This window comes from Streptomyces rimosus (assembly GCF_008704655.1).
Classification (GTDB): domain Bacteria; phylum Actinomycetota; class Actinomycetes; order Streptomycetales; family Streptomycetaceae; genus Streptomyces; species Streptomyces rimosus.
The window spans coordinates 6,471,854-6,486,013 of the sequence record NZ_CP023688.1; the positions used below are offsets into that span (position 1 = coordinate 6,471,854).

Annotated in this window: 14 protein-coding genes; 6 read left to right on the forward strand and 8 right to left on the reverse strand. The window is 72.5% G+C overall.

The genetic code is table 11. The features are described from left to right. Window positions 1–219 precede the first annotated feature (219 nt). Complete coding sequence (locus CP984_RS28010; RefSeq protein ID WP_003979743.1) at window positions 220–2,757, forward strand: beta-glucosidase family protein; 2,538 nt, start codon at window positions 220–222, stop codon at window positions 2,755–2,757. A gap of 58 nt (window positions 2,758–2,815) precedes the next feature. Continuing rightward, window positions 2,816–3,235, forward strand: coding sequence for a hypothetical protein (locus CP984_RS28015; protein WP_030183454.1), 420 nt, complete (start codon window positions 2,816–2,818; stop codon window positions 3,233–3,235). A gap of 2 nt (window positions 3,236–3,237) precedes the next feature. On the opposite strand, the gene CP984_RS28020 is transcribed toward CP984_RS28015, so the two are convergent. Both CP984_RS28020 and CP984_RS28025 read right to left on the reverse strand, forming a co-directional pair. Beyond that, complete coding sequence (locus CP984_RS28020; RefSeq protein WP_003979741.1) at window positions 3,238–4,023, reverse strand: DUF4097 family beta strand repeat-containing protein; 786 nt, start codon at window positions 4,021–4,023, stop codon at window positions 3,238–3,240. A gap of 137 nt (window positions 4,024–4,160) precedes the next feature. Continuing rightward, on the reverse strand, window positions 4,161–5,054 hold the full coding sequence (locus CP984_RS28025) for an SGNH/GDSL hydrolase family protein (protein WP_003979740.1): 894 nt from the start codon (window positions 5,052–5,054) through the stop codon (window positions 4,161–4,163). A 326-nt stretch (window positions 5,055–5,380) separates the two neighbouring features. On the opposite strand from CP984_RS28025, the gene CP984_RS28030 reads away from it, so the two are divergent. Further along, window positions 5,381–5,875, forward strand: coding sequence for a DUF3145 domain-containing protein (locus CP984_RS28030; RefSeq protein ID WP_003979739.1), 495 nt, complete (start codon window positions 5,381–5,383; stop codon window positions 5,873–5,875). A 54-nt stretch (window positions 5,876–5,929) separates the two neighbouring features. After that, window positions 5,930–6,805, forward strand: a complete 876-nt coding sequence (locus tag CP984_RS28035; RefSeq protein ID WP_030183459.1) for an NAD(P)-dependent oxidoreductase — start codon at window positions 5,930–5,932, stop codon at window positions 6,803–6,805. A gap of 74 nt (window positions 6,806–6,879) precedes the next feature. Here the strand turns inward: CP984_RS28035 and CP984_RS28040 are convergent, their stop codons facing one another. The 5 genes from CP984_RS28040 to CP984_RS28060 form a co-directional block, all read right to left on the reverse strand. Next, a complete protein-coding gene (locus CP984_RS28040) occupies window positions 6,880–8,145 on the reverse strand; it encodes a beta-ketoacyl-[acyl-carrier-protein] synthase family protein (RefSeq protein ID WP_003979737.1) in 1,266 nt (421 codons plus the stop codon). Window positions 8,146–8,221: 76 nt separating this feature from the next. Beyond that, window positions 8,222–8,470, reverse strand: coding sequence for an acyl carrier protein (locus tag CP984_RS28045; protein WP_003979736.1), 249 nt, complete (start codon window positions 8,468–8,470; stop codon window positions 8,222–8,224). Window positions 8,471–8,588: 118 nt separating this feature from the next. Next, window positions 8,589–9,635 carry a ketoacyl-ACP synthase III gene (locus CP984_RS28050; RefSeq protein ID WP_003979735.1) on the reverse strand — a complete coding sequence of 349 codons (1,047 nt, stop codon included), beginning with the start codon at window positions 9,633–9,635 and terminating at the stop codon, window positions 8,589–8,591. A gap of 13 nt (window positions 9,636–9,648) precedes the next feature. Then, the gene (locus CP984_RS28055; protein ID WP_003979734.1) at window positions 9,649–10,590 is read right to left on the reverse strand and encodes an ACP S-malonyltransferase; all 942 of its coding nucleotides are present in this window, start codon (window positions 10,588–10,590) and stop codon (window positions 9,649–9,651) included. An 89-nt stretch (window positions 10,591–10,679) separates the two neighbouring features. Continuing rightward, on the reverse strand, window positions 10,680–11,870 hold the full coding sequence (locus CP984_RS28060; protein WP_003979733.1) for a PucR family transcriptional regulator: 1,191 nt from the start codon (window positions 11,868–11,870) through the stop codon (window positions 10,680–10,682). Window positions 11,871–11,943: 73 nt separating this feature from the next. On the opposite strand from CP984_RS28060, the gene CP984_RS28065 reads away from it, so the two are divergent. After that, window positions 11,944–12,618 (forward strand): pirin family protein, encoded by a 675-nt coding sequence (locus tag CP984_RS28065; protein ID WP_003979732.1) that lies wholly within the window; start codon window positions 11,944–11,946, stop codon window positions 12,616–12,618. A 65-nt stretch (window positions 12,619–12,683) separates the two neighbouring features. On the opposite strand, the gene CP984_RS28070 is transcribed toward CP984_RS28065, so the two are convergent. Then, window positions 12,684–13,502: a serine hydrolase domain-containing protein gene (locus CP984_RS28070; protein ID WP_030183464.1), complete on the reverse strand. Its 819-nt coding sequence runs from the start codon at window positions 13,500–13,502 to the stop codon at window positions 12,684–12,686. Between the two features lie 180 nt (window positions 13,503–13,682). Here CP984_RS28070 and CP984_RS28075 point away from each other — a divergent pair, with 180 nt between their 5' ends. After that, window positions 13,683–14,156, forward strand: coding sequence for a MerR family transcriptional regulator (locus CP984_RS28075; RefSeq protein ID WP_003979730.1), 474 nt, complete (start codon window positions 13,683–13,685; stop codon window positions 14,154–14,156). The last annotated feature ends 4 nt before the right edge of the window (window positions 14,157–14,160 follow it).

A 14,160-nucleotide genomic window follows, 5' to 3' on the forward strand; every position in this document is an offset into this window, starting at 1 on the left:
CCGCGCGCTGCGCCTCGCGCCCCCCGCCGCTCCGGCGGCCGGACGGCCGCGGCTGGTCTCGTGCAGTCACGGGCCGAGCGTAACCCCGCGGACTGCCCCATCCGTCGGATAACCAGAAGATAACGGTACCTACCGTCCGCCAGGTGAAACCGTCACAATCAGGCCGAGGGGCCGGATCCGTACGTCCCGGATGCGTACGTCCACGACAGGGAGAGCCGTATGACCGACCACCGAAGCGCCTACGCCGCGGCCGTCGCCCCGGCCGTCGAGGACGCCCTCGGCAAGCTGGACCTGGACACCAAGGCCCGGCTGCTGGCCGGGCAGGACGTCTGGACGCTGCCCGCGGTCCCGGAGATCGGGCTGCGGTCGCTGGTCATGTCGGACGGGCCGGTCGGCGTACGCGGCCGGCAGTGGGGTGCCGGGGACCCCTCCGTCGCGCTTCCCAGCCCCACCGCGCTGGCCGCCACCTGGGACGCGGACCTGGCGCGCCGCGCCGGCCGGCTGCTCGCCCAGGAGGCGCGCCGCAAAGGCGTGCACGTCCTCCTGGCGCCCACCGTCAACCTGCACCGCTCCCCGCTCGGCGGCCGGCACTTCGAGTGCTTCTCCGAGGACCCGTATCTGACCGGCGTGATCGGCGCGGGATACGTCGCCGGGGTCCAGGACGGCGGGGTCGGCACGACCGTCAAGCACTTCGTCGGCAACGACGCCGAGACCGAGCGCTTCACCGTCGACAACCGGATCGCCCCGCGCCCCCTGCGCGAGCTGTACCTGGCGCCCTTCGAGCACATCGTCGAAACCGCCCGCCCCTGGGGCATCATGACGGCCTACAACCAGGTCAACGGCGCGACGATGACCGAACACCGCGAACTGGTCGACGGCGTGCTGCGGGGCGAGTGGGGCTTCGACGGGGTCAACGTCTCGGACTGGACGGCGGCCCGCGACACGGTACGGGCGCTGCGCGGCGGCCTGGACCTCGCGATGCCGGGTCCGCACACGGTCTTCGGGCCGGCGCTCGCGGACGCCGTCCGCGCGGGCCGGGTCATGGAGGCCGAGGTGGACGCCGCGGTCCGCCGCGTGCTGCTGCTCGCCGCCCGCACGGGCTGCCTGGAGAGCGTCCCGCCCGCCGTCACCCCGGCCGACGTGCCGAAGGACATCGACGGCCGCGCCCTGGCCCGCGAGATCGCCCGCCGGTCCTTCGTCCTGGTACGCAACGAGCCGGTCGTACGAGGCGAGCAGGACGTACGGGACGCGCCGGCCGTACGCGAGCCCGCCCTGCCTCTCGACCCCCGCACCCTCCGCAAGATCGCCGTCATCGGTGCCGCCGCCAAGGACGCCCGGGTGCTCGGTGGCGGCTCCGCCACCGTCTTCCCCGAGCGGATCGTCTCCCCGCTGGACGGCCTGCGCGCCGCCCTGCCCGCCGGGACCGAGGTCACCTACGCGGTCGGCGCCGACCCGCGCACGAAGGTCCCGCACGCCCGCGCGGGCTTCGAACTGTGCGCCCGCTACTACGGCGCCGACGGCGCGCTGCTCGCCGAACAGCCGCAGTTCGACGGCAAGGTGCAGGCCATGGGCCGCCTCCCGGACGGGGTCACACAGCGCACCCTGCACAGCGTGGAACTGGCCGGCCGCTTCACCCCGCAGGCGTCCGGCGCCCACACCTTCGCCGTCTCCGGCACCGGCGAGCTGCGCCTGACCATCGGCGACCGGGTGCTGTTCGACGCTTCCTGCTCCCCGGAAACGGACGACCCGTTCGAGGCGTTCATGAACCCGGCGGAGCACCGCCTGGAGGCGGAACTGGCGGCCGGGCAGCCCCTGGACGTGGCGCTGCGGTTCGTGCCGCGCAGCACCGGGCTCGGCGCGGACATGCCCGTACTGACCTTCGCGCTCGGCCACGCGGAGCCGCAGCCCGACCCGGACGCCGAGCTCGACGAGGCGGTACGGGCCGCGGCCGGCGCGGACGCCGCGATCGTGGTCGTGGCCACCACCGAGGAGACCGAGTCCGAGGGCTTCGACCGTACGGGCCTGGCCCTGCCCGGCCGCCAAGACGAACTGGTCTCCCGGGTGGCCGCCGCCAACCCGTACACGGTCGTGGTCGTCAACTCCGGCTCCCCGGTGGAGCTTCCGTGGCGCGACGAGGTGCCCGCCGTCCTGCTCGGCTGGTTCCCGGGCCAGGAGGCGGGGGCCGCGCTGGCCGACGTCCTGCTGGGCACGCACGAGCCGGGCGGCCGGCTGCCCACCACCTGGCCCGCCCGCCTGGCGGACGCCCCGGTCACCCAGGTCACCCCGGTGGACGGCGAAATCCACTACGAGGAGGGCGTCTTCATCGGCTACCGCGCCTGGCAGCGCCGGGAGCGGAAGGGGGCGGGCCCGGCACCTGCGTACCCCTTCGGGCACGGCCTGGGCTACACCGACTGGAGTTACGAGTCCCTGGAGGCGACCCCGGCGCGCGCCCGCGTCCGGGTGCGCAACACCGGCTCGCGGCACGGGCGCGAGGTCGTACAGATCTACCTCGCGCCCCTGACCAGGGTGGCGGGCCACGTACCGGCGGAGCGCCCGGACCGCTGGCTGGCCGGTTTCGCGACGGTGGAGGCCGCCCCGGGCGAAACCGCCGAGGCCGAGATCGCGCTGCCCCGCCGCGCCTTCGAGATCTGGGACGAGCGATCCGGCACCCGCCGCTTCATCGACGGCACCTATGCGATCGAAGCGGCCCGCAGCGTCACCGACCGGCGGCTGACGGCGCGGGTGACGGTGGCCTGACCAGCGCGGGGCGGCCGGCGACGGCGCGATTGTCAGTGCCGTGACCTACGTTGAGCGCATGAGTTGGGACGTTTGCATCATGCGGTTTCCGCCCGGGATCGCGTCGGTGGAGGAGATCGCCGCTGACTGGGACCCGCCGAGCCTGGGCACCGGCCGGGAGATCCGTGCCGCCCTCGACGCGTGCCTGCCGGGCATCGTCTACACGGAGGACGGATGGGGCGACTACGAAGGGCCTGGCTTCTCCCTCAGCACCCCGGTCAAGGAGGCGGACGACGCGCCGGTCACCGGAGTCGGCCTGTTCATCCACGGTGACTGCGAGACCGCGGCCCATGCGGCGCTCGCGGTCGCGGACAAGCTGAACGCCCGGGCCGTCGCCACCGGCACGGAGGGATTCCTCACCGCGGATTCCGCGCGGTCGGCCTTCGACGCCTGGCGCGCGTACCGCGATCGCATAGTGAGCGGCGGTGAGGCCGCCTGACCTCACCGCCCCACCGTCACCCCCACATCGCCCCCGTCGCTGTGCGCCTTGATCTTGTGCGGGGAGGCGCTGTCCACGCTGCCGGTGACGTTGCGGTTGCCGCCGTCCGTGGTGGCGTCGATCGCGTAGCGGCCCTGGGGGAGGCGTACGGAGACGTTACCGCCGCCGGAGTGGGCGTCGACGCGGTCCGGAACGGCGGTGAAGCGGGCGTCGATCATGCCGCCGTCGGTGCTCGCGGTGGTCTGCTTGCCCCGGGCGTCGCTGATGTTGATGTCGCCGCCGCTGGTCTCGGCGGTGAGGGGGCCGGCGGTCTGCCGGACGTCGATGTTGCCGCCGCTGGTCCTGGTGCCGACGGTTCCCGTGATGCCCGTGACGCCGATGTTGCCGCCGTCGGTGCTGAGGGTGACCGCCACCGACGGCGGCACCCGCACCTCGTAGCTGACGTTGCACGTGCCGTTCGACCGGCCGCAGTCCTCCGCGGTGAGGTTCAGGGCGCCGTCTTTGAGGGAGTGCCGGGTAACGGGCTTCTGCTTGCCGTATTCGAGCCGTTCGGTGACCTTGACCCGGCCGTCGGCGGTGTCGTCGGCGACGACCTTGATGTCGCCGCCCGGCGTCGACACGTCCAGCTTCGCGGTCTTCCCGTCCACCGTGTAGGTCTGCTCGCTCTCGGTGACCTTGCCGGTCAGTTCGCAGCCGGTGGCGACGACGGCCAGCGTGACGAGGGCGGCGGAGGCCAGGGCGGTGCGGGTGGTGCGGTGTCCGGATCTGGCGGGGCGGCGTGCGGTCATGCCGGTCATCCTCTCGCGGCCCGCGTCCCGTACGTATCCCCAGAAGGAACGATCTCCCGGCCGCCTCCCCTAAGGGGCGCCCGGTGACCGGCGCCGGGGCCCGCGTCCGCTTGCACGGTTCCGTCCCGTCCAGTCCGCTACGTCCCCTTACGGGTGATCTCTCGGAACGCCATCTCCGCCAGCTCCCGCTGGCCCTCCCGGCCGGGGTGGAACCAGTCCCAGGCGCTCAACTCGGCGCCGGTGAAGCGGAAGTCGAAGACGGAGCGGTCGAAGCGGCACAGCGCGTCCTTCGCGCAGACCGACTCCAGGGCCTTGTTGTACGCCTGCACCCGTTCCCGCACGCTCTGCCGCCGGGTGTCCGCCGCCTTCGACAGGTCGTCCGGGTCGCGCAGCATCGACCCGCAGATGCCCAGTTTCCAGATCTGCTTGCCGAGCTGGTTCTGCCGTCCCTGCGACCACAGCCGCATCAGGTCGGGGACGGCGGCGACGTACACCTGCGTCTTGGGCAGGGCCCGCCGCAGCTTGCGCAGCGAGGTCTCGAAATCGGCGCGGAAGGCGGCCTCGGAGGTCATGGCGCCGACCTCGTTGCGGCAGGCGTCGTTCGCGCCCACCAGGACGGTGACCAGCTCGGGCCGCTTCCGTACGGCCCGGTCGACCTGGCCCGGCAGGTCGCGTATCAGCGCGCCGGTCCTCGCGAAGTTCCAGCTGTGCGTGGCGGGGTCCTTCACCAGCCGCCGGGCGACGCTGTTCACCTGCGGGTCCGTGCCGGTGGCCCAGGAGACGGCGGGGCAGTCGGCCAGGACCGAGCAGGCGTCGAACCCGACGGTGATGGAGTCGCCGAGCGCGGCGACGGACGCGGGGTCGGTGCGCCACGCCGGGGAGGGCTTGGGGGAGGGGCGGTGTGCCGCAGGTCCGCCGTCGTCCGGGTCGCCGCAGCCGGCCAGGGACAGAAAAAGCGCGGTCGCCGTGCCGGCGGCGACCGCGGCGGTGCGGGCCCTGATTGGCCGAAAGGGCCGATTGACCCTTGCCATCCCCTGTCCCCCTCCGGCGTGCGAGTGATATCTGTTCGGTACCGACGGTACGTCACCCCTCGACGGCCGCTTGCGCGGTAGCTTGTGCCGTGGCCCGTAGGGTCCTCGCCCGACGGCACCGGCACAGTCGGCACGGATGCATTACATCACGTCATTTACTGTCCCTTTTGCGGCAAATTGGGGCTAATGGTGTTTACTGTAGGTAACCTCGGATGCTGGTGCCGACGTGATCACTGGGGCAGAATGCTTGCAGCTGTCCCGGCCGCGACCGGAACGGGCACGAGGCCGCTGGGGAAGGCGAACCTCGAACCGTATCGGAGGTCCCGGTGACGACACGTGGAGTTCTGTACGTCCACTCCGCGCCGCGCGCGCTGTGCCCGCACGTCGAATGGGCCGTCGCGGGCGTGCTCGGTGTGCGCGTCAACCTCGACTGGATCCGCCAGCCGGCGTCCCCCGGGACGTGGAGAGCCGAGTTCTCCTGGCAGGGCGAGTCCGGTACGGCCTCCAAACTCGCCTCCGCCCTGCGCGGCTGGCACCTGCTGCGCTTCGAGGTGACCGCCGAGCCCTGCGCCACCGCCGAGGGCGAGCGCTACAGCGCCACCCCCGAACTGGGCATCTTCCACGCCGTCACCGGCATCCACGGCGACATCCTCATCCCGGAGGACCGGCTGCGCGCCGCGCTGGCCCGCTCGGCGGGCGGCGAGACGGAGCTGGCGGCCGAGGTCGCCAAGCTGCTCGGCAAGCCCTGGGACGACGAGCTGGAGCCCTTCCGGTACGCGGGCGAGGGCGCCCCGGTCCGCTGGCTGCACCAGGTCGTCTGAGACCGGCCGCGTCGCGCTTTCCCTGGAGCGCGCTCCAAGCCGTAGCGTGCGGACATGCCTGACAAGACCTCAGTGGCGGTGCTCGGCACCGGAATCATGGGCTCGGCGATGGCCCGCAACCTCGCCGGCGCCGGCCTCGACGTACGCGCCTGGAACCGCACCCGCGCCAAGGCCGAGCCACTGGCCGCCGACGGCGTACGGGTGGTGGACACCCCGGCCGAGGCGGTGGACGGCGCGGACGCCGTCCTGACCGTCCTGCTGGACGGACCAGCCGTCCTGGACGCGATGCGGCAGAGCACCCCCGCGCTGCGCGCCAAAACCCTCTGGCTCCAGATGAGCACCGTCGGTGCCGACGGAGTCGACCCGCTCGCCGCCTTCGCCCGCGAACACGGCCTGGACCTCGTCGACGCGCCGGTGCTCGGCACGAAGGAACCCGCGGAAAAGGGCCTGCTGACCGTTCTGGCGGCCGGGCCGCAGGAGGTACGGGACCGGGCCGGGCGGATCCTCGACGTCGTCGGACAGCGCACCCTGTGGCTCGGCGAGGACGCGGCGGCGGGCACCGCCAGCCGCCTCAAACTGGCCGTCAACAGCTGGGTGCTCACCGTCATCAACGGCACGGGCGAGGCGCTCGCGCTCGCCCAGGGCCTCGGCGTGGACCCGCGCGCCCTCCTGGACGCGGTCGCCGGCGGCCCGCTCGACCTGCCGTACCTCCGGATGAAGTCGGAGCTGATCCTCTCCGGCGACTATCCGGCCAGCTTCACGGTCTCCGCCGCGCGCAAGGACGCCCGGCTGATCGCGGAGGCGGCCGAACGGGCCGGCGTACGGATGGATCTGGCGACGGCGGCGGCGGAGCGCTTCCGGCGGGCGGAGGAGCAGGGGCACGGCGACGAGGACGGGGCCGCGGCGTACTTCGCGAGCTTCGACGGCTGAGGGCCCGCCGTACGCATACGGCAAGGGGCCGCGCCGAAACGGCGCGGCCCCTGTGACGCTCGGGCTGGTCCGGGTCAGACGGTCCGGAAGGCCAGTACCACGTTGTGACCGCCGAAGCCGAACGAGTCGTTCAGCGCCGCGATGGTGCCCTCGGCGGGCAGCTCGCGCTTGACGTCGCGGACGATGTCCGCGTCCGCCTCGGGGTCGAGGTTCTGGATGTTGATCGTCGGCGGCGCCACCCGGTGGTACAGCGCCAGGATCGAGGCCACGGTCTCCACACCGCCCGCGCCGCCCAGGAGGTGGCCGGTCATCGACTTGGTGGCGGAGATCGCCATGTGGTCGGCCTCGGTGCCGAAGACCTTGCGCAGCGCCTTCAGCTCGGCCAGGTCGCCCAGCGGCGTCGAGGTCGCGTGCGCGTTGACGTGCGCGATCTCGGCGGGCTTGAGGTCGGTGTTGGCGAGCAGGTTCTGCAGGGCGTGCGCGATGCCGTTGCCGGACGGCTCGGGCTGCACGATGTCGTGGCTGTCGGCGGAGATGCCCTGGCCGACGGCCTCGGCGTAGATCCGCGCGCCGCGCTTGGCGGCGTGGTCGGCCGACTCCAGGACGATCACGCCGGAGCCCTCGCCGAGCACGAAGCCGTTGCGGTCGGCGTCGTAGGGGCGGGAGGCGCCCTGCGGATCGTCGTTGTCCTTGGACATCGCCATCATGTTGCCGAACGCGGCGATCGGCAGCGGGTGGATGGCGGCTTCCGTACCGCCCGCGACGACGACGTCGGCGCGGCCCGTGCGGATCATCTCGATGGCGTAGCCGATGGCCTCGGCGCCGGAGGCGCAGGCGCTGACCGGGGTGTGCACACCGGCCCGCGCGTTGACCTCCAGGCCGACGTTGGCCGACGGGCTGTTCGGCATCAGCATCGGCACGGTGTGCGGGGAGACGCGGCGCGAGCCCTTCTCCCGCAGGATGTCGTACTGGTTCAGCAGGGTGGTCACGCCGCCGATGCCGGAGGCGATGACCGCGCCGAGCCGGTCGGGATCCACGGAGGCGTCCTCGCCGGCCCTGGCGTCGAAACCGGCGTCCGCCCACGCCTCACGGGCCGCGATCAGCGCGAGCTGCGCCGAGCGGTCCAGCTTGCGGGCCTGCGCCCGGGGGATGACCTCGCCCGGGTCGACGGCCGCCGAGGCGGCGATGCGGACGGGGAGGTCGGCTGCCCAGTCCTGGGTGAGGGCGCTGACACCGGACCGGCCGGCCAGCATCCCCTCCCAGGTCGAGGCACTGTCGCCACCCAGCGGTGTGGTTGCGCCGATACCGGTGACGACCACGGTGCGACTGGTCGCGTTCACGGAAATTCCTACTCCACAGGTCGAGGGGTTGAGAATCACGGCGCCACCGCGGGGTGGCGACATGCGCCGGGCCGGATCAGCCCTGGTGCTTGAGGATGTAATCGGTCGCGTCGCCGACCGTCTTGAGGTTCTTGACGTCGTCGTCGGGGATCTTCACGTCGAAGCGCTCCTCGGCGGCGACGACGACCTCGACCATGGACAGCGAGTCGACGTCCAGGTCGTCGGTGAAGGACTTCTCCAGCTGGACGTCCTCGGCGGGGATCCCGGCGATCTCGTTCACGATCTCGGCGAGACCGGCGACGATCTCTTCCTTGGTGGCGGCCATGATGGCGCTCCTTCGGTGATGTGTCGGGGAACTGGCACAGGTGCAGTTCCGGGTTGTGGTTCAAGCTCCGTACAGCCGCCGGAACGCGTTCGAGCGGATGGCGCTGCGCAGATCTTGCCTAGGGGAGGGTAACGACCGTCGCGGCGTACACGAGACCCGCCCCGAAGCCGATGACCAGCGCGGTGTCCCCGCTCTTGGCCTGGCCGGTCGCCAGGAGCCGCTCCATGGCGAGCGGAATCGAGGCGGCCGAGGTGTTGCCGGTGGTCTCCACGTCACGGGCGACCGTGACATTCTCCGGCAGTTTGAGGGTCTTCACCATCGAGTCGATGATCCGCATGTTGGCCTGGTGCGGGATGAAGACGTCCAGGTCGTCCGGGCTGACCCCGGCCGCGTCCAGCGCCTGCTGGGCGACCTTGGCCATCTCGAACACCGCCCACCGGAAGACCGCCTGGCCCTCCTGGGCGATGGCGGGGTAGCGGATCTCGTCCAGCGCCATCCGGGGCTCGGGGCCGTCGCCGCCGGGCACCGGGGTGCGGCGGTAGACGTCCCAGCCGAACGTCTGCTTGATCGTGTCGGCCTTGTCGCCCTCGGAGCCCCACACGGTCGGGCCGATCGCGGGCTCCTTGCCGGGGCCGACGACCACGGCGCCCGCGCCGTCGCCGAAGAGGAACGCGGTGGCCCGGTCCTCCAGGTCGGTCAGGTCCGACAGCCGCTCGACGCCGATGACGAGCACGTACTCCGCGCTGCCGTCGGTGATCATGCCCTTGGCGAGGGTGAGTCCGTAGCCGAATCCGGCGCAGCCGGCGGAGATGTCGAACGCGGCGGGCTTGCCCGCGCCGATCTTGTGCGCGATCTCGGTGGCGATGGCCGGCGTCTGCTTGAAGTGCGAGACGGTCGAGACGATCACCGCGCCGATCTGCTCGGGCGTGACACCGGCGTCCGCGATGGCCTTGCCGGCCGCCTCCACGGACATGGCCGACACGGTCTCCTCCGGGCCGGCCCAGTGCCGGGTGGCGATGCCGGAGCGCGAGCGGATCCACTCGTCGGAGGAGTCGATGTGCTTGAGGATCTCCTCGTTCGGCACCACGCGGGTCGGGCGGTAGCCGCCGACGCCCATGATGCGCGCGTACGCGGCGCCCTTGGCGGGCTTGATCTTCGAGGTCATGCTCTCGGGGCTCCTATTCGGCCGGGGCAGAGTGCTCGGCGATCAGCGTGCGGGCCGCGTCGAGGTCGTCCGGGGTCTTCAGGGCGAGCGTCTTGACGCCGGGCAGCGCGCGCTTGGCGATGCCGACGAGGGTGCCGCCGGGGCTGGCCTCGATGATGCCGGTGACGCCCAGCTCCTTGAACGTCTCCATGCACAGGTCCCAGCGCACCGGGTTGGCCACCTGGCCCACCAGGCGGCGGACGACGTCCTGCCCGTCGGTGACGACGTGGCCGTCCTTGTTGGACACGTACCGGGTGTGCGGGGCGGCGGGCGTGAGCTGCCCGACCGCTTCCTCCAGCGCCGTCACGGCCGGGGCCATGTGGACGGTGTGGAAGGCTCCGGCCACCTTCAACGGTACGACGCGGCGGGTGCCCTCGGGCTTGTCCTCGGCCAGCGCGGCCAGCTGCTCGGCGGTGCCGGCGGCCACGATCTGGCCCGCGCCGTTGACGTTCGCGGGGGTCAGGCCCAGCTTCTCCAGGTGCGGCAGGACGACGTCCTGCTCGCCGCCGAGGAGGGCCGCCATGCCGGTCTCGGTGACGGCGGCGGCCTCGGCCATGGCCAGGCCGCGCTTCCGTACGAGACCGAGCGCCTCGTCCTCGGTCAGCACGCCGGTCAGGGCGGCCGCGGCGAGCTCGCCGACGCTGTGTCCGGCGGCGGCGCCGACCAGCCGGGAGAAGTCCTCGGAGGTCGCAAAGAGCTGGCGGGCGGAGACCAGGGAGGCCGCGACCAGCAGCGGCTGGGCCACCGCGGTGTCGCGGATCTCGTCCGCGTCGGCCTTCGTGCCGTAGTGGATCAGGTCCAGGTCGATGGCGGCCGACCATGCGCGAAGCCGGTCCTCGACTCCGGGGAGGTCGAGCCAGGGGGTCAGGAAGCCGGGCGTCTGAGCGCCTTGGCCGGGAGCGACGAGTACGAGCACCCTCACACTCTCTCTTGTGGGAGGTCCCGCCCGCCCGTGGGGACAGGGACGAAGAACCATCAGGGGAATTGTTGGTGTTCTACAAAAGCCTAGAGCTGGCTGTCACCGTCGGCCAGACGCCCCAGGATCAGTGCGATACGCAATGTAAAGGCGGAGCGTACGTCGGAAGGTGACCACCCGGTGACGTCCGTCACACGTCGCAGCCGGTAGCGCACGGTGTTGGGGTGCACGAACAGCATCCGCGCCGCGCCCTCCAGGCTGCTGGCTTGTTCCAGATACACGCTCAGCGTCTCCAGGAGCGCCGAGCCTGCTTCCTCCAGCGGTCTGTAGATCTCCTCCACCAGCTGCTCACGCGCTGCCGGGTCGGACGCCATCGCCCGCTCCGGGAGCAGATCGTCGGACAATACGGGACGGGGGGCATCCGGCCAAGCGGCACATGCCTTCAGCCCGGCCGCCGCGGCCTGCGCCGAGCGCGTCGCCGCCAGCAGGTCGGCGACCACCGGACCGGCCACCACCGGGCCCGCCGCGAACGGCCCGATCAGGGCTTTCGCCGCCTTGAGCGGATCGTCCGAGCCGCCCGCGATGACCACCAGACGGCTGCCCAGGACGCCCGTGAGCACCTGGAGCTTGGCGTGCCGGGCCGCGCGGCGGATGGCTTCCACCGTCAGCTCGCTGTCCCCGTCCGGGGCCGTACCCAGCACAACGCACACATGTTCGGGGCTATTCCAGCCGAGCGCGGCGGCCCGCGACACCGCGCCCTCGTCCGCCTCCCCGGAGAGCACCGCGTTGACCACCAGCGACTCCAGCCGCGCGTCCCAGGCGCCGCGCGCCTCCGCGGCCTGCGCGTACACCTGGGCGGTGGCGAAGGCGATCTCGCGCGCGTAGACCAGCAGCGCCTCGCGCAGCACGCCCTCGTCGCCGGGGGCCGCGACATCGTCGATCGCGGCCTCCATGACCTCGATGGTCGTACGGACCATCTCCACGGTCTGGCGCAGCGTGATCGCCCGGGTCAGCTCGCGCGGCGCCGTACCGAAGACGTCGGTGCTGATGGCCTGCGGCGTCTCCGGGTGCCGGAACCACTCGGTGAAGGCCGCGATGCCCGCCTGGGCCACCAGCCCGATCCACGAGCGGTTCTCCGGCGGCATGGCGCGGTACCACGGCAGCTGCGCGTCCATGCGCGCGATGGCGTTCGCGGCCAGCTTGCCGGACGACTTCTCCAGCCGGCGGAGCGTCGCGGTGTGCGGATGCGGGTGCGGGTCGCGCGATGCGGGTTCAGACACGGGGACAAGCCTGCCTTATCGGGGCGGTGTGATGGCGCGGTGGGCCGGGACGGGAGGGGACTACGGTGGTCGGGTGATCCACGTACACAGGGGCGACGAACGGTATCCGGGCGGCGACGTGGCCGCCGGGATCGAGACGCGGCACGCCTTCTCCTTCGGCCCGCACTACGACCCGGACAACCTGCGCTTCGGCGCGCTCATCGCCTGCAACGAGGAACGGCTGGCGCCGGGCGCGGGTTTCGACGAGCACCCGCACCGCGACACCGAGATCGTCACCTGGGTCGTCGAGGGGGAGCTGACCCACCGCGACTCGACCACCGGCCACGAGACCGTGGTGCGCCCCGGCGACGTACAGCGCCTCAGCGCGGCGGACGGCGTACGGCACGAGGAACGCAACGACGGCGCCGCGCCGTTGCGCTTCGTGCAGATGTGGCTCGCGCCCGCCGGTTTCGGCGGCGAACCGGAGTACGAGGTGGTGCGCGGCATCGCCGACGGGACGCCGTACGCGGTGCCCGGGGCCGCCGCGCTGCTGCATCTGCGGCGGCTGGCCGACGGCGCGCGCTCGGCCTTGCCGGACGCGCCGCGGGTGTACGTCCACGTCGTGCGCGGCGCGGTCCGGCTGGCGGGCGGACGCCTGGCGGCCGGGGACGCGGCGCGGATCACCGACGCCACGGACCTGGAACTGGCCGCCGAGGGCGACGCGGAGTGCCTGATGTGGGAGATGCCGGGCGAACCGTCGTACGGCTGAGGGCCGGCGCCCGGCCACCGGCCCCGGGAGCGCGGCGAACGGGGCCACCGCGCCGCTGCCCGTGCTCAGCGCAGCTCGGCGAGGACCGCGTCGGTCAGCGGCGGCCACGCCTCGATCGCCCAGGGCCCGAAGGCCCGGTCGGCCAGCGCCACACAGGCCGCGCCCGCGTCCGGGTCCACCCACAGGAACGTGCCGGACTGGCCGAAGTGCCCGAACGTGCGCGGCGAGGAGGCGGCGCCCGTCCAGTGCGGCGACTTCCCGTCGCGGATCTCGAAGCCCAGGCCCCAGTCGTTCGGGTTCTGCATGCCGTAGCCGGGCAGCACGCCGCGTACGCCGGGGAAGACCACCGACGTCGCCTCGGCGAGCGTCTGCGGCGCCAGCAGGCGCGGCGCGAGCAGTTCGGCGCCGAACCGGGCCATGTCCGCGACGGTCGAGACGCCGTCCTTGGCGGGCGAGCCCGGCAGGTCGGTGGCGGTCATGCCGAGCGGTTCGAGGACCGCCTCGCGCAGGTACTGGGGAAAGGGGATGTCGGTGGCCTTGGCGATGTGGTCGCCGAGCGCCTCGAAGCCCGCGTTCGAGTACAGGCGGCGCTCGCCCGGCGCGGCCTGCACGCGGTCCTCGTCGAAGGCCAGCCCCGAGGTGTGCGCGAGCAGATGGCGCACGGTCGAGCCCGGGGGACCGGCCGGCTCGTCCAGCTCGACCGCGCCCTCCTCGACGGCCAGCAGCGCGGCGTACGCGGCGAGCGGCTTGGTGACCGAGGCCAGGGGGAAGCGGTGCTCCTGCGGGCCGTACGTGCCGGCCACCGTCCCGTCGGTCCGTACGACGGCGGCGGCCGCGGTCGGCACCGGCCAGTTCTCGATCATCCGAAGGCTCTGCAAGGACATGGCCACGAGCCTAACGCCACCGCTCCCGCGCCCGGGACGGCCCGGGTACGGGACGCCGGGCCCGCGCTCCCTTCAAGATCCGGTCAAAAACTCCGCTTGCTTGGAGTGCGCTCGAACTCTCTAGCGTTGAGGTCGTCGTGAGAGGGGTCCGGGACATCCGGCGACTACGGGAGGCGCGGCATGACGGTGACGGCGACGGACACGAGGGTGGCGGACCAGGGGCTTTCGGCACCGCCCCGGTGCAAGAGCCCGGTTCTGCACCCGCGGCCCACCGGCCGAGACCAGTACACGATCAGCGAGGTCGCCGAGCACACCGGGCTGAGCGCCCACACCCTGCGCTGGTACGAACGGATCGGGCTGATGCCGCACGTGGACCGTACGCACACGGGCCAGCGCCGCTTCACCAACCGCGACCTGGACTGGCTGGACCTGGTGTCGAAACTGCGGCTGACCGGCATGCCGGTGGCGGACATGGTCCGCTACGCCGAGCTGGTGCGCGAGGGCCGGCACACCTTCGCCGAACGGGAAGAGCTGCTGACCGCGCACCGCGAGGACGTACGGGACCGGATCGCCGAGCTGCAGAGCACGCTGCGGGTCCTCGATTACAAGATCGATGCTTATGCGGACGCCCGCCGGGCGTCAGAGGGAGTCTGAGGTC